Here is a 20823-nt window from a genome sequence, read left to right on the forward strand (position 1 = left end):
TCTCCTAAAAAGTACCTCTCGAGGTACTTTTTTTTCGTCTATTCTCAATAAAAACCTGATTAACTTATTCTATTTTCTCTCTTTTTTGTTAACACATTAACAATGTTGTTTATTTCTAATAAACACACAGTTTATGTGGATATGATAATAAATTGTTATCCATATCACGCGGTTATGTTTTTTATCAGTTATATAGTTGGCATTTTCATCAAACTTCATTACAATTATGAGCGAAAACGAACATTAAAGAATTGTTTCGCGCATTCGTAGGAGGATGTTATGAAAACTCAAGACTTGATTGTCATCGGCGGCGGAATAAACGGCGCTGGAATTGCGGCGGATGCAGCTGGCCGAGGCCTTTCAGTACTTATGCTGGAAGCTCAAGACTTAGCAAGTGCGACATCTTCCGCAAGCTCTAAACTTATTCATGGTGGTTTACGTTATCTCGAACACTACGAGTTTCGCTTAGTGAGCGAAGCACTGGCAGAGCGTGAAGTATTATTACGCTTAGCGCCACATATCGCATTTCCAATGCGCTTTCGTCTGCCACACCAACCCCATTTACGTCCAGCTTGGATGATCCGCATTGGTTTATTCCTTTATGATCATTTAGGAAAACGCGTGAGCTTACCAAGCAGTAAAGGCATTAAATTCGGCGCAAACTCTGTTTTAAAACCTGAATTAACACGTGGTTTTGAATATTCAGACTGTTGGGTTGATGATGCACGTTTAGTGGTACTCAACGCACAAGAAATCGTTCGTCGTGGCGGTGAAGTACGCACACGAACTAAAGTCACTCGTGCTTGGCGTGAAAATAATTTATGGATGGTAGAAGCACAGGATTTACGCACTGGCGAAACCTCGCTCTATCAAGCAAAAGCACTTGTCAACGCAGCTGGCCCTTGGGTTAAAACACTGTTTGATGAAGGCTTAAAACTGAAATCACCTTATGGTATCCGTTTAATTAAAGGTAGCCATATTGTTATTCCTCGTGCACATAACGAACCACAAGCGTACATCTTACAAAATGAAGATAATCGTATTGTCTTCGTTATTCCTTGGATGGATGAGTTCTCCATCATCGGTACTACGGATGTTGAATATAAAGGCGATCCTAAAGACGTAGCGATTGATGACAATGAAGTTCAGTACTTACTGAAAGTCTACAATGATCACTTCAAGAAACAACTGACCAAAGAAGATGTGGTTTGGGATTACTCTGGTGTGCGTCCATTATGTGATGATGAATCTGATTCACCACAAGCGATCACGCGTGACTATACCTTAGATGTTCACGATGATAATGGCCAAACTCCTCTGCTATCGGTATTTGGCGGTAAATTAACCACTTATCGTAAATTGGGTGAACACGCCGTTGATAAACTCATTGCTTATTTCCCTAATATGGGTAAAGCATGGACTAAAAATGGTCAATTACCGGGCGGTAATTTAGAAGGCTGTGATCGTGATGGTTATTCACGTTTAATTCGCCAACGTCACCCTTGGTTACCAGAAGCACTGGCACTGCGTTTTGCACGTACTTATGGTAGCAATACCGAATTACTGCTCGAAGGCATTACTGATTTAGCGGGTATGGGCGAAAACTTCGGTCATAACCTGTATGAAGCAGAATTACGTTATTTAGTGAAACATGAGTGGGTTATCGAAGTTGATGATGCAATTTGGCGTCGTACTAAACTCGGCATGTGGCTAAATGACGAACAAAAACAACGTATTGCCCAATGGTTAGCAGCAAATACTCAAAATTCATAAGAGTAGTCATACTATTCTCTGACTCTGTTCGATGTTTTTATTAGCAATTTTTGTGGCGCCTAATACCGCGCCACTTTTTTTTGCTTTTTTCATATCAAAATCATCGAAATACCCTAAATTAACCACTATTTAAGCTGTTTTTCTAGAAAGGCTTTTAACACGGTAGCATTGTTTTGTTGCTCATCTTTTCCTGAATAAAGTAATACCAAAGGCTTCTCTTTTGCTATCGCAACAAGCGATTGCCAATGTTCTGGTGCCGCCATTAATTCTTGGAGATAACGTTGTGTGAATTCAGCAAAATCACCGCCGCCTCCATGAAACCATTTTCGTAATTCGGTCGAAGGCGCAACGCCTTTATTCCACTCGTCATAATGAAAATCGGTCTTTTTCACACCTCTCGGCCACAGCCTATCGACTAATACGCGATAACCTTCATGCATTCCGTCTTTATCACCATAAACACGTTTACAAGTGATCATTTCGCCTCCCATCAATCAGTTAGTTCGTTTTATTGTAGAAGAAAAATCACCCAACTTATCAGGTGATACACTCACTTTTCTCACAAATACGTCTTACAACATGAATTTTTCTCTTATTGTGACTGAATTATCCTCATCAAAAATAGGGTGAATAGTTGTTGACTAAATAACCTAATTAAGAGAATCTACATCTAGACGTCTAAATGGTTAGATGGGCAAATAAGTAGTGATACTTAATAAAAATAACAACACAGTGACACGATTGATGAGGTACAGGTATGAGCTTTTATCACGCAAGCCAACATGAAGCGCTAAACCAAAATCTTGCTGAACTTGATGGCCAGATCCAAGTTTCCTTTGAATTTTTTCCACCTCAAACTGAGGAGATGGAAAACACCCTTTGGCAATCTCTTGCGCGCTTAAATACCTTAAAACCGAGCTTTGTCTCTGTCACTTATGGCGCAAATTCAGGTGAACGTGATAGAACACACTCCATTATTAAAGGCATTAAAGAACGTACAGGACTAGAAGCGGCTCCTCATTTGACCTGTATTGATGCCAGCCGTGAAGAGTTACAGCATATCGCACAAGATTATTGGCAAAGTGGTATTCGCCACATTGTGGCATTACGGGGCGATTTACCTGATAACACTCAAAAACCTGATATGTACGCCACCGATTTAGTGCATTTACTTAAAGGGGTGGGCGATTTTGATATTTCTGTGGCGGCTTATCCTGAAGTGCACCCTGAAGCCAAAAGTGCGCAAGCAGATTTAATCAATTTAAAAAGAAAAGTCGATGCCGGAGCCAACCGTGCGATCACCCAATTTTTCTTTGATGTCGAAAGCTATTTACGTTTTCGTGACCGCTGCGTTTCAACAGGTATTGATGTTGAAATTGTGCCAGGAATTTTACCTGTCACTAATTTTAAACAGCTAAAACGCTTTGCGGGTTTAACCAATGTGAAAATTCCGGGTTGGATGCATAAAATGTTTGATGGGTTAGATAACGATCCTGAAACCCGTAGTCTAGTAGGCGCTTCTATTGCCATTGATATGGTGAAGATTTTAAGCCGTGAAGGAGTCAAAGATTTTCACTTTTATACACTTAATCGTTCAGAATTAACGTATGCTATTTGCCATACGCTGGGTGTTCGCCCTGAACTTATCACAGCATGATCCTATAACACAATTACCCCGCCAATTAAGCGGGGTGACATTTTGATGAATTACTCACCAAAGTGATAAGGTTTTTCTAAGGGTAATAGGCTGTATGCGGTGTCTAAATCACCATTAGCAATACAAGTATCTATTTTACGTACCTTATCGGTAATATCTGTAATATTCACAATCCACTCTTTGCAGTATTTTTCAACGGCTTGATTACGCAAGCCAATTTGAATGGTGCGATAGCTGAGTCGATTAAGATAAATATCACGTTCAGGATCCCACTGAATGCGGATATTACTGGTTTCTGATGCCTCTTTCCACGCGTCTGCACTGGCGTAACGGTCTGGATCAAAATGACTCACAACACCTTGTGTCAGCATCTCTTGAAAACCTTCATGTGTAATATCAACCGCAAGAATAGACGCTTGATTAGCATCTTTGCGTCCCCAGCCAGAACGGTACATCATCCAAAGAAAGGAAGGTTTTACCCACGTCATGCGGGTCATACTAAAAGGGGGCGAAACAAAAGTTCCGTTTGCGACTGCGCTCTGAGCAATAGTATTAGAATAGGCTTGGTAAACACGAACAAAATCATCCGTATAATATGCCCTTACTTCGCACTCAGGACATCGGTCAACATCATCGTTCATCTTTCTTTAATATCCTTTTATATTAATAAAATGGAACTATACGCTTAAATTATGAGCCTCTGATCACAGATAATCAAGAGCCCCTATTTTTGTTAAGACTCTATAAATAGAGTAACGCGCGTTCACAAAAATAAAAAAAAGAATAACAGTAAAACAAACAGACTCATGTCGCGATTGTGGTTTAATAATAACAAACCTAGTCTTGCAAAATATATCTCACACTCCGTCCACCAGCACCGCTATCCGCTAAAAAGCCGTGTTCAACCAGAAATGCTAAATGCCTTGTCGCACTGGCTCGGCTGACTTTTGCTACACTTTTATATTGGCTATTATTAATTCCATCAACAAAATCCCCACCAAGCATTCTATTAATCACTTTTGATTGCTCTGATGATAACAACGCTTGATCGTGAGTTTGCCAATATTTTGTTGCCCTTACTGTATTATCAATTTCATGGGTCGCATCCAAAATCGATAATTGAAGCATTTGTAAAAACCATTGAAGCCATAATGTAATATCGCCATCACCTTTTTGCATATTTTCGATGACGTCATAATATTCTTGGCAATGCTCATTAATCGTTTTTGACATTGCATATAGCCTTACTGTTTTATTCTCAGCTTGAGCCAATGCTAAATCCATAATTAATCTGCCTATCCGACCATTTCCATCTTCAAATGGATGAATAGTTAAAAACCAAAGATGTGCAATAGCCGCTCGAATAATTAAATCAGGTTCATAATGAGTTCTCGTTTCATTAAACCAGTCTAAAAATAAAGCCATTTCTGTTTCTATTGATTTTGGTGGTGGTGCTTCAAAATGAACAATGGGCTTATCAATTCTTTTACCCGAAACAACCTGCACAATACCTGTTCGATATTGCCCTGAAGTAATCGGATTTAAAATAGAGTGCCCCTGAGGAAATAAGAGGTTATGCCACTGAAATAACCGCTCATGCGTTAATGGCTCATCTAAATTATTAATCGCATCTAATGCCGCTTGAACAAAACCTTCTGATTTTTCATCAGTAGGATATGTTTTTTCCTCTACAATGCCTAATCGAGTTGCTAATGAAGAGCGAACAGAAAAAGCATTTAACTTTTCACCTTCAATATCACTCGAATAAATAATATTCGCCAAAATAGAATCTAATGCTGAAGTGCTATTTTCAGGCAACATTTGGCTTTGCCCATAAAGCATCCCTTGAATAAAACGGGTATCAATAAGCAAAGGTATGATTGTATTGCTTTTAAACCTGAAATGAGTCCAGTTTGAATGTTGCCAAATCCACATAAATCACCCCATGAGTCAAATACAAACTCTATTCTACTCACAAAGTGAGGCGAATAGAAAGCTTAATCTACTCACAAAGTGAGGCGAATAAGTTTGCTAATTGACTCATTAGGCTGGAATGAGACGCTCAATAAGCTGTGTTTTGATAAGTGCAGGCGCTTTCACAACAGTGCCTGAAATTTTTGCCGTCATGATTTCAAAGGCTTTTTCTACCAATAACGCTTCGTCCTGCTTCATGGACCACACATTATTCGGTAAAAAGCTGAGCATCACATGATCATCGAATGTACCAATATGAAGATGAGCAGGGATACTCCCTTCACGTTGACGGATAACACTCAATAAACCTTCAAGAATAGGCAACGATGAAGCAATAAAATGAGAAGGTATTTGCTGATGTTGTTCCAAATACTGTTTCATCATCCGCTCACCATCTTTGGTCGTATTATGTTCAGCATAAGAGACAGTGACGCGGTTATCATCACCATAATGCCCTTTTATGGCTTGCACATAACCGCGCAAACGAGCGGCAATAGTTGGTAATAATGCATCACCCGCAAAAAAGTGGATTGGCGCATCTTGCTTTATCATCGCTCTTGTCAGCTGAGCACCACTGTCACAGTTATCTGAAGCGACACAAATAGCTTCACTAACAGAGAAATCTCTATCTAAAAAAACCAATGGTTTTTGACGATGCTTAACATGATGTAGCTGATTTTTGCGGCTAGACGAAACAATAAAAATGCCATCAACATTGCGCTCGTCCATTGATTTAACGAGCTTATTTTCATTTTTGATATCACCATAAGTACAGCTAATCGTTAGCTGACAACCAATTTGGTGACAATGCATCTCTAATTTTTCAGCTAAAGCGGCAAAGAATGGGTTAGAAAGGCGAGGAATAACCAATCCGTAGGTATCTGTTTTATTAAGCTTTAAGCTTCTAGCCGCATGATTGACGGTATAACCAAACACCTCAACATAGTCTGCTATCTTCTTTTGCGTTTTTGCACTGATCCGGTATTGATCACCTTTGCCATTTAATACCAATCTGACTGTGGTAATAGACAAATTCAGGTCATTTGCAATCTGTTCAACTGTTTTTGCCATTAATATTCCATCATTGATATAGCCCTCATCTTAATGATGAGGGCTGATTAACCTTTATTGAGCAGGCTTAGCTCGGTATTTCTTCCACATCGCTTTTAACGAAGGTCCAATAATGGGTAGGATCAACGTCAGTATCGCAATACCTAAGAATGTCGCTGTAATTGGGCGTGTATACAGGATAGATAAATCACCCTGAGACATCATTAAAGCACGGCGTAAGTTTGATTCTGCCATCGGCCCTAAGATAATCCCGATAACCACAGGAGACATGGAGAAATCAAGCTTAATCATAATGTAAGCGAGTAACCCTGCCCCCATCATCACAAACACATCGATGATGCTATGGTTCACAGAATAAGCACCTACACTACATAATACAAAGATAATTGGTACTAATACGCGACGCGGAACATCCATCACTCGAACGAAGAGTTTCATACATAAGAAACCTAGGATACCGAGGAAAATATTCGCCATCATCAAACCAATAAAGATACTGTTAACTTCAACTGGATTGTCAGTAAAGAGCTGAGGCCCTAATGCCAATCCTTGAACCATAAATGCACCCATGATAATAGCAGTTGCACCATCACCTGGAATGCCTAAGGTCATTAAAGGCACCATGGTTCCGCCTGTCACTGAGTTTGCACCGGCTTCTGGTGCAGACACACCTTCTGGTGAACCATGACCAAACTCTTCAGGGTGTTTAGACCAACGTTTTGCTTCGTTATAAGAGATAAATGATGAGATATCTCCACCTGTACCCGGAATAGCTCCAATCGTTGTACCAATAGCAGAAGAGCGTAAATATGTTGGTAATACGCGTTTAAAATCTGCCCACGTTGGTAATACACGGTGAATACGTGCATTAATTTTTTCGTTTTTCTTCTGCTTACGCTCACGGTACTCTTCTTCGAAGCTAATAAGTCCTTGAGAGAAAGCAAACAGGCCAACTAGGATAGGAATAAATGAAACACCACCCATTAAATACACAGTATCAAAGGTAAAACGAGGTCCTGATGTCATCGGATCAAGTCCAATGGTTGCGATTGCTAAACCAATTGCCCCGCCCATTAATCCTTTCACAATCGATTGCGATGATACACTGGTAATAATACTTATGCCAAATACAGCGAGTGCAAAATACTCAGCAGCAGAGAAACCCGTCGCTACTTTTGCCAATTGAGGCGCAATAACAATCAGGGCAATCGTACTAAAGATCCCCCCAAACATAGAGCCCATCGTAGATAAACCCAGTGCTCTTCCTGCTTCACCTTTTTTCGCCATTGGATAACCATCCAATACCGTAGCAGCAGAAGCGGGTGTTCCTGGTGTACTTATTAGTATTGCGGTAATTGAGCCACCATATACGGCACCACAATACATCCCCAATAATAATAAGATCCCTGTCATTCCTTGGAAGGAGTAAGTTAATGGGAGAAGCAATGCAATCCCCATATTCACTGTTAGGCCTGGTAATGCGCCGATAATAATACCCGCGAATACCCCCAACAGGATCATCGTTATCGTTTCCAGACTAAAAACGACCATTAAAGCGTCTAGTATTTCCATCTCAAAGCTCCTTTACCGCTTACTCAAAAAAGACGGAGGTTGGCAGAGGTGAATTAAAGATAATGTCAAAGAAGACATAAACGGCGGCAACCATTACGACTGGAATAATAACCAGCGCAATAGGCTTTCTTTCATTCATCAACCACATAATGATTGGGATAAGAAGCAATGACGGAATAATAAAACCAAAAAAATACAAGCCAGTTGCATATAGCAGCATAAAAATGCCTAAGCCATAAGCACGCTTAACCGCAGTCGAACTTAAGTCAACAGATTGGTGAACGTGTTTTACTTTTTGCACAATCACACCTATCCATTGAAAAATCCCCAGTAAAACAAATAAGATGGCTAAACCATAAGGCCAGAAGCGCTCTCCTGGTACACCATATTCATCAAACATACTCATATCACGGGAGAGATAGATAATAAGTAGCCCAAAAGCTACTGAAATCGCACCGATGATTGTATTGATTTTAGTCATGTCGGGATCTCCCCGACCCTATCCAGCTTGCGGATAGGGTGGTTTATCATAGAAAGGTTATTTTTTCAGAGTTGCTGAAATTAACTCAGCATACATTTCGTGGTCTTCTTTCATCATTTGGTAAGCATCGTCACCTGTGATGTAAACAGGCATAATACCTTGTTTTTTCAGTGCTTCTTGATATTCAGGTTTTTGAACCACTTCAGAGAATGCACCGACTAACTCTTTCTTCACGTTATCAGGGACATTAGCTGTTGTTGCTAATACAGCCCAAGCACGCATTTTCACGTTAGTGTCTAATTTCAATGCTTCTTTGAAAGTAGGTACGGCTGGGAATAATGGGAAGCGACGCTCATCCATTACACCAAGAACACGTAGAATACCAGCATCAACTTGAGATTTAACTGCACCCGGCGTTGTTAATACGCCATCAAGGTGGTTACCCACTAAAGCAGCGATTGAAGGGCCTGTACCTTCGTTATAAGGGATATGGTTAAATTTAGCCCCCGTGGTACGTTCGATATTAACACCCGCTAAGTGATAAATAGCACCCATCCCTGAGTTACCCACTTTCAGTTTACCTGGGTTCGCTTTCGCGCCATCGATAAACTCTTGTAACGTGGTGTAAGGTGATTCTGCATTAACAACTAGCACCACTGGATCAGCGATAGTTGTTGCGATTGGGGTGAAGTCTTTATAAGTAACTGGTGATTTTCCTTGGTGTGGGAACATCGCAAGTTCAACGGTTGTCATTACTAATTTCGTGCCATCTGGACGCGCATTAGCAACTTCAATCAGACCCGTTAAACCATTACCCGCAGGCTTATTCACAGGAACGAAAATACGTCCAGCCGGCATCACATCTTTTGCAAATTCAATGATAGTACGTGCAGAAGTATCAGTACCACCGCCTGGATTTTTCGGGATGACAACATCAATATTTTTTGTAGGATACGTTAACTGTTGGGCAACTGCGTTCCCCATGCCCAGTGTCATCGTAATCGCCAACGCTGCGAGTAGACTCTTTTTCATAAAACCCTTTCTCCACATTTTTATTGAGTAGCCATTAACTGCTGATAAACAATGTTTTTTCGGTTCCAAGTAAAGGTCACGTGTAGGGTATTGTTTTCAGCAATAATAGCCGGATATGAAAATTCGCCTTCCCCATCGAGTAAATCGAATGGTTCAGACCAAGTACTGCCATTATCGGATGAAAGACTGACAGAGATGGGATAACGACGACTCCAGTTACCTGAATTCGGGTTATACACCAATGCCAGTTGACCATCTGCGAAGGAGACGACATCAATGCCGCTATTATTATTTGGTAATATTGTTGCATAAGCTGGACACCAACTGCGCCCATAATCCGTTGAATCGCTACGATAAATCGTACCGCGCGTACTCCGCATCATGGCATGCACATGCCCAAGCTGGGATTCCCATAGTGTTGGCTGTATCACGCCATCCCATTGAAAAACGCGTTGTAGATCAGTCTCCCATAAGGCATCGTCCTTTAAACCTTGCCAGATTTCATGTTCCGTCTGTTCACCTTTATGATGTTCAATTGGAATATCTACTCGCAACCAGTGTTGACCGTTGTCACTCGAAATATCGACAAACGCATCCCAGAATTGGTCATCCTCAACCGATCCTGGTGCCAACCACTCGCCATTCGACATCACTAACACTTTATTTTTCACAGGACCTCTAGGTGCTACATCACCAGAAACCAATTCACTCGGTAAACTCCAGCTATTTCCGCCATCCTTCGAGATAACGTATTGGGTCGTCCAACTATGTACATCGGGACCCGTTTTATAAAACAGCCAGATATTACCTGTTGATGGGTCAACATGTAAAACTGGATTCCAGTGCGCAACACCCGGATTTTTAACAACAGGCTGAGCATGTTGCCAATGATCACCCTCTTTCATCACTAGCCAGATAGCGGTATTACCGCTACCTTCTTTATCACCAGCGAAAAAAGCGGTTAATAAACGCTCAGAGTTAGGCACACGCACAATCGTTGAAGCATGGCAGTGATTAAAAAGTGAATGTGCATTATCAAGCACAAACTGGGTTTCCTTCATCACGAAAGGCATATTCCTACTCCTGTGTCCTAAATTAATCTAACGAAAGCCACTTCTTCATATTTTCACCCAATGCAGTCATGCTATTGACGGCAGAAGGGAAAAATGAGTTTTCAAACTGACTGCTGTTACGGGAACGGCAGACCAGTGTGCTGAAGTTACCAATCAGGCGCTGATGATATTTAGCGCATGCTGGATAATCCAGTGTTTCGGTCATCGCTGCTGTTGATAAATAATCAGCTAACACCGTAGCCTGCTCTGGTTTATCTTTCCAATTCTCATAAAGCCAAACATAAAGCTCTGGATGGAAGTTTGCCATAACACCGCTATATGCCTGACATCCAGCTTGGAATGAAGCTAATAGCGTTTGACTGTTAGCGTTTGCAAGATGCAAACGAGTTCCTTTTGATAATGCCAAACGACGTTCTATCATCGGAAGAGAACAGCACGTATCTTTGATAAAGGTAAAGCGATTACTTTGTGCACACCACTCTACAATCTCTTCAGATAACAAGCGCTTGTAAGGATAAGGGCATTCATAGATACCCAAATCAATCTCTTTTGGCACCACATTGGTTAAGACTTGCAGTGTTTCCATCGCTTTATCATCTGACTCCCCGACAAGAGCCAAGCGATTACTGATCATAATGACGCCATCGACGCCAGTACTCGCCATTGCCTGCAATTGTTCTTTTTGCTGACTTAATGCGGTTGCAGTATGACCAGAAGCAACTACAGGTACTCTTCCATCTGCTTTTTCAACGATAAAACGGGTAAGTGCTTGAGTTTCCTCATCACTTAAATAAAACATTTCGCTTGATTGGCAGGCGGCAAATAGTCCATGTACACCAGAATCGATATACCAGTCTACAAGGCGCTCTAATGACGCCCAATCAATCTCCCCTTTGGCATCAAAAGGGGTTAGCATAACAGGCCAAACACCGACGTATTTTTGCTGACTCATCATCAATTCCTTACAGTAAGTTAATGGCATCGCCTGCCACTTTCACTTGGATACCTTGAGTCAGTGCTTGAGCAACGAATGCTTTTAGCACAAACGCCAATTTATCTTCATCAACATAAGCCACAGTAATGTGGTTACTTTGATGTCCCGCCATAAGGTCATCACGAGTTACGCCATCTAACGTACAGTTCAGTAATGGCCATTCGTAGTTAGTTGCTCTACGGCGACGTTCAAATTCTGCTTCAGGTAATTCTACCGCCACACCTGTACCGATATGCATAATCACATCAGTACCTTCATAGTGTGCACGACTCCATAACAAGCGTCCTGCCTTGCCTTGCCCCGCGATAGTTGAACCCCCTTTAGGGAAGAACATCGGAGGCTGGCGATAACCTGTTGCACCTTTTAGGCCACCTTTGAGGTGTTCAAAAGGAACAGAGCCTGAAATTTCCATATCCCAGTAGAATGTTCCTTCATACTCACTACCCCAACGAATATCATGTAGTGTAGTTTCAGCCGGTAATCCTAATGATGTTAATAAACGCCATAACATCGTTTGAGGAATAGCCGTACCCATATCCACTTCGTTGATACAAGGAATTGGCGTGTTAGGGCAGATAATCTCGCCGTTTTCATCTGGTAATGGGAAACGCGCGGTCGAACCAATCGCACCTTCAGCAAAGTCAGATGCAGGGCAACAATCTTTTAAGCCCTGCTGATATTGCACACCCACCGCCGTTAAACCAAAACGTTTTACGAAACGCGCCATTGCAATCATCATGGCGCACTGCTCCATCACTTGTTCACGAGTGAGTTCAGTTTTGTCATCTTGACCAAACATAAACGTCATCCCGTTATCTTCGTACCACTGTAAACATGCCTCTCTTAATTCTGTCGGTACTTTTGCCATTTCGACCAGTAACGCAGACTGAGAAAGGGATTCAATTGGCATACCAATATTGATCATTGCCTGTTGTGGGAAGACCCCGTTAATCATTCCCATACAGAATGTATCGAACAAACCGATTATTTCTTTATTTTTAATTATGTATTCGCCGACTTTGCGACCTACTTCGCCGGCTTCTGTCGCCATTACCCTGTGTGTTGGCGCAATATCTGTAAGATAGTTAAGCTTATGATTTACATAGCCATATTTTAACCAAGTAGCTAAACCATCTACAAAGAATTCATCATCAAACTCTTCTGACCATAAACGTGAATAATTTTTACCTAAACTGGTCATCGTACCCGCTAAACACAACATGCCCACCAGACCCGGCCATGTACCATCAAAGTTAGCCAGCAGTAAAATAGGGCCACGATGGTGTGCTAAAGAAGAGGCAATATGGTGTGAATATTGCCATGCGGTTAATAACACAATCACTGGTGCATCAGGATCGATTGCAGCAAACATATCGCAACCTTCACGCTGACTGCTGATAAAACCATGACCGCGAGCTTCATTAATCTCATGAGCACGCTTCATTTTGTAACCTTGAGCTTCTAATGCTGTAGCCAGTTTATCTTCAAATTTTTTCTGTACAGGCCAGCAAGTTACGTTTGCAGGCTCACGTAAGTCTGCGTTGGTGACCATCAGGATCTCTTTAGAACCTGCTGTAATGGTCGTTGGTAATTTTGGTAGATTTAAGTTCAACATAAGGTATCCCTGGTAAGGTAAACTCGGTTCATAATCGGAAAAATTAGTGGTCAACAATCTGACATCATTTCGTTATAACGCTGCTGATCTTGATACATCTGCAAATAAACTTGATATTTGGCCTGATGGAAGGCAAACGTGTCGCTATCTGGTGTGATAATGCCACCTTCTCGTACCATTGCGCTGGCAGCTTTAGAGAAATCATCAAAGGCTTTACACGCTACGGCACCTAATAATGCAGCCCCTAAATTCACTGCATCTTCTTCTTGCGCTAAATGAATTTCACGGCCTGTCGCATTAGCATATTCGCGTAGCCACAATGGATTTTTCGTTGCACCACCACACATCACGATGCGATTAATTTGATGTCCAGCATCTTCAAGTGTGTCGATAATATGACGTGTGCCATAAGCAATAGATTGCAGTGTTGCAAGATAATAACGAGCCAATGCAACACGACCACTTTCCAACGTTAATCCGCTTACCATACCTTTTGCGGCAGGATTAGCGCGTGGAGAGCGATTACCATGGTGATCAGCTAAAACATGAAACTGTGCGGTTGGATATTGTTCTGTTTCTTCCAATTCAGCGACAGCTTCATTTAATAAGGCGTAGTAATTCACCCCTTTTTCATTCGCTTCTTGTTCTAATTCAGCCCATGACTCATGACGACGAATAGACCACTCGACTAACGCACCAGCAGCACTTTGACCGCCTTCATTTAGCCATAAGTCTGGTAACATCGCGCCAAAGTAAGGTCCCCAAACACCAGGTACCATAATGGGATATTGACTTACGATCATATGGCAGTTAGACGTACCACTGATAATTGCCAAACTACCTTCAGGTTGTGATGCCGTTAATGCCAACCCACCCGCATGTGCGTCAATAATGCCTGAAGCAACAATGACACCTGTGTGCAAGCCAAACGCATTGGCAACTGACTCATCTAAACAACCCGCTTGTTCACCTAACGCAAGGATGGTTTGTGGTACTTTTTCTAATAATTCATCCAAACCTACATCGGCTAACAAGCTCTCACTAAATTGTCCCTGATGTGCTAAATAGTTCCATTTACAGGTTAATGTACAGGTACTTGCTACATCCCCTGATGTTGCTTTCCAAACTAAAAAGTCAGCTAAATCAAAGAATCGCCATACGTTTTGATAACGCTCTGGATAATGATTTTTTAACCAGAGAATTTTTGGCAACTCCATTTCAATACTCACTTCACCACCGACATATCGCAGTGAAGGATCATTGGTCAGATTGATGGTAACCGTTTCTTGTACAGCACGGTGATCCATCCACATGATGATATCTTGTTCCGCTTTGCCACTCGGTGAAACAGAAAGCCCTTTGCCATCCTTATCCACAGCAACTAAAGAACAAGTGGCATCAAAGCCAATAGATTTCACATGGATAGGATCAATAGCTGATAACGCCACCGACTCTTTTACAGTCGTGCAAACCTGCTGCCAAATATCGGTAGACGATTGCTCAACGAAATCCGTTTTTGGGCGGAATTGAGCAATAGGGCGGACAGAAAAGCCCAAACGCTTTCCATTGCTATCAAATACCGCTGCACGGACACTGGCTGAGCCAACATCAACGCCAATAAAATATTGTTGTTCCATGCGAACCCTCATCATTTGCTAACGCTATGCTAATTTTTGCTACTTCGAGTTAGCAAGTTAATTCGAGCATGCTGAAAAAACAATCACAATAAGATTAGTTTGTGATGCAGATCTACATGGATAATTTAATATCATGATTTTATTGATAATTTATTTATTTGGCTTTATGAGTTATTTAGATGACATACTGAATCGATTATGTTCGTTATGAAGCTAACGAACATTTAATTAATAAGATAAGTAAAAACACTTATAAAAATAGCAATATTTCGACAATAAATACCCTTTTATAAAAAGATATCTCTCTAATAATAAGAGATATTATTCAAAAAATAATAAAACAAACAAAAACAATAATATTCCTATTGCTATAACGCTCTATTACTTTACTTTTAATAAGTTAATTTAAATTTATATATTCTTTTTTGGAGCATTTAATTATGTTGAAAAATATTGCTATTAGTCTTTCTCTACTGCTTATTTCCTCTTCTACCTTTGCAGCGACATTAGCTGAAAAAGAATTACAACAAAAATTCGAGGAGAATATTCAATCTCGTATTGTTGATTTAAATAAAAGCTGTGATGCCAATATAAAAGTCATGTTTGATTGGTCTGCATTTACTGCTGATGATTTAAAAACAACAGGTATTGATAGTTATTGTAGCGAAGGATTAAAAGGCGTAATTAATACTTGTGAGAGCTCAAAAATAGCACAAGAAACGGTAAAAGAAAAAATACAGAATATTACCTGCTCTAAAGCAACACCACGTAGTATTGATCTCAAAGAAGGCACGCTGAATTTTGGTATTGATTTCAATGCTGCAAACGATGCAAAAGCGGTTCAAGAACATTTAATGAATAATCTTTAATTTTTGCCAATAAAAGACAGCAGTATTTTACTGCTGTCTTTTATTACTATTTATTGATTAAATAACGGATTGAATTAATTTTTTTGAATAATCCTGCGTGACTTTACCTAGGTTATTTATCTCACACAATTCAATATTTTTACCTTGTAAAAAGAACATCACTTTATCGCAGAAATAAGCCACTGTTTGAATATCATGACTAATAAAAAGATAAGAGAGTGTAAATTCTTCTTTTAACTGTTTTAATAAATCTAATATTTGAACTTGAGTGGGAATATCTAAAGAGCTAAGCGCTTCATCTAATACAATAAGTTTTGGATAAGATGCTAATGCACGACATAAACATACCCGTTGAGCCTGCCCTCCAGAAAGTTCAAATATATAACGTGTATAGCAGCTTTTAGATAATTCTACTTTATCTAAAAAAGCAAAAATAAGTGTTTTCAGTGCTTGATTGCTAATACTTGGATTAATGATTTTAATCGGCTCAGCAATAATTTCGCCTACCGTTAATGTTGGATTAACAGACGTCATATAATCTTGAAAAACGATACTAATTATACCTTGGCGATGAAGTCGTTTTGTAACGGGCTTATTATTTAAAAAGATGGCACCACTATCAGGTAACTCTAATCCACAAATTAAACGCGCTAACGTACTTTTACCACTGCCACTTTCACCCACTAAACCAAAAGCTTCACTCGAATTAATATTAAAAGAGAGTGAGTCGATAACCTTCACTTTTTCACCAAATAGTGTGTTATTTTTTTGAGTATAGTACTTACTAATATTCTCAACGCTTAATAACATAAACCCTCTTTTATTTGGATAATATTAATCTATTTTTTATTAATCAATTGTTCGAAACGTAATGAAAGCTGTCGGCGTGCATTAATTAAATAACGCGTATATTCTTGTGTTGGATGCGATAAAACGGTTATTTTCTCACCACATTCAACCATTTTTCCTTTTTGCATCACTAATATATCGTCAGCAATTTCATTGACTATCCCTAAGTCATGAGAAATAAAAATCAGTGTTGAATGATAAGTTGTGACGACATGCTGGAGTAGTTTTAAAATATCTTGGCGAAGAGGTGCATCAAGCGCCGTTGTCGGTTCATCTGCAATTAATAACTTTGGTGATAAGGCAAGTGCAATCGCAATCATCACACGTTGTAATTGTCCACCACTTAATTGATGAGGAAATGCTTGCATAATAGATTGAAATTGATGAGGAAATACATGAGATAATGCCAACTCAGTTTCTTCTACGGCTTGCTTTTTAGAATAGGAAAAATGGTAGATTAAAGTTTGGCAAAATTGCTTTCCTATTCTCATTAGAGGATCAAAGGCACTCATGCCATTTTGCACAATCACACCTAAAGATGTCCCCAATAAAGCTCGACGTTGAGAAAGCGCCTCATGACTGATTTTCTTTCCATTCAAGAAAATCTCCCCTGACATGACTAATTGTTCAGGTAGTAATCCCATAATGGCTTTACTAATCAAACTCTTGCCACTACCACTTTCGCCTACAATCGCTAATGTACGCCCTTGCTTTATCGAGAAAGAGATATCATCAATCAGTTTTTTTCCGCTTTCTTGATGAGTAATAGAAACGTGCTCAAGCGTCAGTAAGTTGTTCATGCTGTTCTCCTACTGACTGACGATTATCCGGATCAAACACATCACGTAAGAAATCACCCCAAAAATTAAATGCAGTAACAACAAGGGTAATTGCAATGCCTGCGGGTAACATTTGCTCTGGGTGTAATACCATGACATTTTTTGCTTCACTCAACATATTTCCCCATTCTGGCGTTGGTGGTTGTACACCTAACCCTAAAAAGGAGAGCGCCGAGATCATTAAAACAACACTACCAATATCCGTTGATGCTAAGACAATAGTTTCAGCAAACGTTACTGGCAATAAATGACGCCGTAAAATATGACTAGAAGGTGCACCAATCACCTGTGCATATGCAATGTAATTACGATGGGAATATTGGCGAACAACCCCTCTGATCATTCTGGCATACCATGCCCATTTCACTAAAATAACGGCAATTAAGATATTACCAATACCCGGCCCCATTATTCCCACTAACGCTAAGATCATAATTTCTGCTGGGAATGACAAAACCACATCACATAATCGCATAATTAATGTGTCTGTCTTACCATGAAAAAATCCGGCTAACATTCCCATTAACCAACCAATCATTAATGTCACACTCATGGCTAATAAGGCATAAAATACCGTCGTTCTTACACCAAACAATAACCTTGAAAAGATACAGCGCCCTAAATTATCCGTACCCAGCGGGTAATCAAAGCTTATAGGCTTAAATTTCAAACGTATTGAGGTTAATGTGGGATCATGCGGAGCTAACCAAGGGGCGAATATTCCTGCAATAACCACAATCATAATCACCAATAAACACAGTTGCGCACTTTTATCTTTTCCGAGTCGTTGCCAAAAAATCCGCCACATCATTATCTCCTTAGCCGTGGATCTGCCATCATTTGAATGACGTCCATCAGAAAATTAAAAAAGAGAAATAACAGTGACATCAATAAAATATAAGCTTGTATCATCGGATAATCACGACCAAATATAGCGCTGATACATAGTCGCCCTATTCCCGGCCAAGCAAAAATATTCTCAATCACCACCGTACCAGCAATAAGCTTTGGAATACTCATCCCTAAAGCCGTTAAACTGGAATACAGCGAATTACGTAAAATATGACGACGCAAAATAAGATTATCAGGTAATCCACGCGCTTTGGCATAAAAGACATAAGGCTGATGCCATTGATTTAACATCGCACCGCGTAATAACCGTAAATAAGTGCCGATATACCCTAAAGAGAGCGCCAGAGCAGGCAAAATAACAGACTGAGGCGATAGCATCCCGCTGACAGGCAACCAATCCAAATAAACAGCGACTCCCCAAATTAATAGCAATCCTAACCAATAATTAGGAATAGCCGTTAAAATAAACACAATGAAACGGATGCATTTATCCGTAAAACTTTGAGGTTTAGCCACACACCATAATGCTAAAGGGAGTGTCAGAATAATCGTAAAGAATAGCGCGGTTGAAGCTAGCCAAAGTGTTGGAGGTAACGCCCTTAACATCTCTTGAATAACAGGGGTTCTTGTAAGAAAAGAGGTACCAAAATCGAGTTGCAAACCCGCCATTAACCACAAAAAGTAACGCGTAAAAAAAGGCTTATCTAAACCTAATTCATGGCGCATGCCTTCAATGGCTTCGGGTGTGGGGACTATTTCATTGACGCGTAGCGCGACTTCCGCAGGATCAGACGGAGCTAATTCCAACAGAATAAAGGCAATAAATGAAATGATCAGTGCCAGTGGGAAGATAGCCAGCACTCTCCAGAATATATAACGTAGCATAAGATTTGATCAGTGAAGCACGTTGATATTACGTGCCTCACTTATTTGGGTTAATCTCATTGATGCATTAATTAAGGCTTAAAGCGCATCTTTTCAAACGGTATTTCATATTGAGATGGATTAAAGCCCACATTTTCTAATTCACTACGATGGATAGCCTTAGTACGTGAATAGGTTAACGGAATATAGACCGCTTGCTCGGCTAATGACGTAAACAAGTTTTTATAGAGTTCCTGACGGCGCGCTTCATTAGGTGTAATTAATAACTCGCCAATCATTGCATCCAATTGGACTTTATTTGCCAACCCTTTTTGCCCTTGATAATCTGCGTGAGCTGGTATTCTAAATGATGAAACAAAAGAAGCGGGATCGTAAGGCGTTCCCCATGACAGTGAATATTGTAAATCAAAATCACCATTTTTTTGCCTATCTAAATAGGCTTGTTTCTCTTCACCTAAAATCGTTAAACCGACACCAATCTTTTTAAAATCATCTTGAATAAGTTCAGCTATCTCTTTCTCAACGGCATTATTCACATTATAAGAGAGCAATAGCTGTAATTTCTCACCTTGTTTCTCACGAATAGCTTTACCTTTTGGTAATACCCAGCCTTCGGCTTCTAATAGTTCAATCGCTTTTGTTGGTTGATAAGCATAAGTTGGAGAATCAAAATCACAGTAAGGCACACTGCGCGCCATTAAAGTATCAGCGATTTTTTCGCTACCCGCTAAAATACCTTGTGCAATCCCTTCTTTATCAACCGCATATTGTAATGCTTGGCGGACTTTTTGGCTGGATGTCATTGCACGACTACTATTGAGCACAATTGCGCGAGAAGCGATCGGTGCGCTCATTTCAGTTTTGAATTTATCTGACGCCATAAGAGCTTCAAATGAATCCATATCTAACATGTCGCCATCTGCACCAAAAATAAGCTGAATATCCCCTTTTTGTAGAGAAAGTAACATGGTTTGTCTATCGGGGATCACTCGCCACATCACGCCATTTAATACCGGCTTCTCTCCCCAATAATTTGGGTTAACTTTAAACTCAGCATATTGATCTTTTTTATGCTCAGTTAATACCCAAGGCCCTGTACCAATATAGTTCGCAACACCCATTTTTGTTTTGCCATTAATAAAAGAATTTGGCGAAATAAAGCGGAATGGGCGAGTTAAACCTAATTCGGTTAATGTTGGGTAGTAAGGGTTTTTTAGATTTAATTTAACCGTGAATTCATCAACAATTTCAACACTATCAATCTGACGAACTAACTCTAACCACGCATGTCGTTCATAGTTGTCTAGCACAGCTTCAATATTTAATTTTACTGCTTTAGCATTAAAAGGTTCACCATCGCTAAAAGTCACATCATGACGTAAAAAGAAGGTGTAGCTCTTTCCATCAGGAGAAATATCCCAACGCTCCGCTAAATAAGGTGCAACACCTTTTTCGGTATTTAATACAAGGGATTCAAATACCATGTTTTGAGCCGCCATCTCACCAGAGTAGAGATGCGGGTTAATATCACGAATGTCTTTTGTGCTGGCATAATCCAACATATTATTACTTTTATCTGCTAACGCAGGAAAAGCACATGCAAGTGTTAATAATAGTGTTGGGAACACTGAAAATAAGGGCTTCACGTTG

The 20823-nt window shown here is 40.2% G+C and carries 19 protein-coding genes; 3 read left to right on the forward strand and 16 right to left on the reverse strand.

All coding sequences use genetic code 11. The features are described from left to right. The first annotated feature begins 279 nt into the window (after nt 1-279). A complete protein-coding gene (gene glpD / locus ABN212_RS10840) occupies nt 280-1773 on the forward strand; it encodes a glycerol-3-phosphate dehydrogenase (protein WP_196533935.1) in 1494 nt (497 codons plus the stop codon). A 125-nt stretch (nt 1774-1898) separates the two neighbouring features. Here the strand turns inward: glpD and ABN212_RS10845 are convergent, their stop codons facing one another. After that, complete coding sequence (locus ABN212_RS10845) at nt 1899-2252, reverse strand: DUF488 domain-containing protein (protein ID WP_109373708.1); 354 nt, start codon at nt 2250-2252, stop codon at nt 1899-1901. A 278-nt stretch (nt 2253-2530) separates the two neighbouring features. On the opposite strand from ABN212_RS10845, the gene metF reads away from it, so the two are divergent. After that, nucleotides 2531-3430 carry a methylenetetrahydrofolate reductase gene (gene metF / locus ABN212_RS10850; protein ID WP_198626289.1) on the forward strand — a complete coding sequence of 300 codons (900 nt, stop codon included), beginning with the start codon at nt 2531-2533 and terminating at the stop codon, nt 3428-3430. 50 nt (nt 3431-3480) lie between these two features. On the opposite strand, the gene ABN212_RS10855 is transcribed toward metF, so the two are convergent. The 10 genes from ABN212_RS10855 to ABN212_RS10900 form a co-directional block, all read right to left on the reverse strand. Next, entirely contained in the window at nt 3481-4071 is a 591-nt protein-coding gene (locus ABN212_RS10855) for a DUF4291 domain-containing protein (protein WP_198626288.1), read from the reverse strand. A gap of 196 nt (nt 4072-4267) precedes the next feature. Next, nucleotides 4268-5365 (reverse strand): Fic family protein, encoded by a 1098-nt coding sequence (locus ABN212_RS10860; protein ID WP_198632416.1) that lies wholly within the window; start codon nt 5363-5365, stop codon nt 4268-4270. Nucleotides 5366-5473: 108 nt separating this feature from the next. Beyond that, a complete protein-coding gene (locus tag ABN212_RS10865) occupies nt 5474-6475 on the reverse strand; it encodes a LacI family DNA-binding transcriptional regulator (RefSeq protein WP_109373712.1) in 1002 nt (333 codons plus the stop codon). A 54-nt stretch (nt 6476-6529) separates the two neighbouring features. Next, on the reverse strand, nt 6530-8047 hold the full coding sequence (locus tag ABN212_RS10870; protein WP_109373713.1) for a tripartite tricarboxylate transporter permease: 1518 nt from the start codon (nt 8045-8047) through the stop codon (nt 6530-6532). Between the two features lie 19 nt (nt 8048-8066). Further along, nucleotides 8067-8528, reverse strand: a complete 462-nt coding sequence (locus tag ABN212_RS10875) for a tripartite tricarboxylate transporter TctB family protein (protein WP_109373714.1) — start codon at nt 8526-8528, stop codon at nt 8067-8069. Between the two features lie 57 nt (nt 8529-8585). Next, complete coding sequence (locus tag ABN212_RS10880; RefSeq protein WP_232797607.1) at nt 8586-9560, reverse strand: tripartite tricarboxylate transporter substrate binding protein; 975 nt, start codon at nt 9558-9560, stop codon at nt 8586-8588. Between the two features lie 20 nt (nt 9561-9580). Beyond that, nucleotides 9581-10633 (reverse strand): sialidase family protein, encoded by a 1053-nt coding sequence (locus ABN212_RS10885; RefSeq protein ID WP_198620100.1) that lies wholly within the window; start codon nt 10631-10633, stop codon nt 9581-9583. 22 nt (nt 10634-10655) lie between these two features. Further along, nucleotides 10656-11585: a dihydrodipicolinate synthase family protein gene (locus ABN212_RS10890; RefSeq protein ID WP_349443212.1), complete on the reverse strand. Its 930-nt coding sequence runs from the start codon at nt 11583-11585 to the stop codon at nt 10656-10658. A gap of 10 nt (nt 11586-11595) precedes the next feature. Beyond that, complete coding sequence (locus ABN212_RS10895; RefSeq protein WP_198629972.1) at nt 11596-13242, reverse strand: signal transduction protein; 1647 nt, start codon at nt 13240-13242, stop codon at nt 11596-11598. A 50-nt stretch (nt 13243-13292) separates the two neighbouring features. Further along, a complete protein-coding gene (locus ABN212_RS10900) occupies nt 13293-14879 on the reverse strand; it encodes an FGGY-family carbohydrate kinase (RefSeq protein WP_349443213.1) in 1587 nt (528 codons plus the stop codon). Between the two features lie 440 nt (nt 14880-15319). Here ABN212_RS10900 and ABN212_RS10905 point away from each other — a divergent pair, with 440 nt between their 5' ends. Then, nucleotides 15320-15748 carry a hypothetical protein gene (locus ABN212_RS10905; RefSeq protein WP_349443214.1) on the forward strand — a complete coding sequence of 143 codons (429 nt, stop codon included), beginning with the start codon at nt 15320-15322 and terminating at the stop codon, nt 15746-15748. Between the two features lie 57 nt (nt 15749-15805). Here ABN212_RS10905 and ABN212_RS10910 read toward each other — a convergent pair whose 3' ends face one another. The 5 genes from ABN212_RS10910 to nikA form a co-directional block, all read right to left on the reverse strand. After that, complete coding sequence (locus ABN212_RS10910) at nt 15806-16558, reverse strand: ABC transporter ATP-binding protein (protein ID WP_349443215.1); 753 nt, start codon at nt 16556-16558, stop codon at nt 15806-15808. Between the two features lie 29 nt (nt 16559-16587). Next, nucleotides 16588-17397, reverse strand: a complete 810-nt coding sequence (locus ABN212_RS10915) for an ABC transporter ATP-binding protein (RefSeq protein ID WP_198620104.1) — start codon at nt 17395-17397, stop codon at nt 16588-16590. Further along, a complete protein-coding gene (opp1C, locus tag ABN212_RS10920; protein ID WP_198620105.1) occupies nt 17375-18244 on the reverse strand; it encodes a nickel/cobalt ABC transporter permease in 870 nt (289 codons plus the stop codon). The genes ABN212_RS10915 and opp1C overlap by 23 nt, the downstream gene beginning before the upstream one ends. A 2-nt stretch (nt 18245-18246) precedes the next feature. Beyond that, entirely contained in the window at nt 18247-19173 is a 927-nt protein-coding gene (opp1B, locus tag ABN212_RS10925; RefSeq protein WP_109373724.1) for a nickel/cobalt ABC transporter permease, read from the reverse strand. A gap of 71 nt (nt 19174-19244) precedes the next feature. Then, a complete protein-coding gene (gene nikA, locus ABN212_RS10930; protein WP_198629971.1) occupies nt 19245-20819 on the reverse strand; it encodes a nickel ABC transporter substrate-binding protein in 1575 nt (524 codons plus the stop codon). Nucleotides 20820-20823: the final 4 nt, after the last annotated feature.

It is taken from the genome of Proteus genomosp. 6, from assembly GCF_040139785.1.
Taxonomy (GTDB): domain Bacteria; phylum Pseudomonadota; class Gammaproteobacteria; order Enterobacterales; family Enterobacteriaceae; genus Proteus.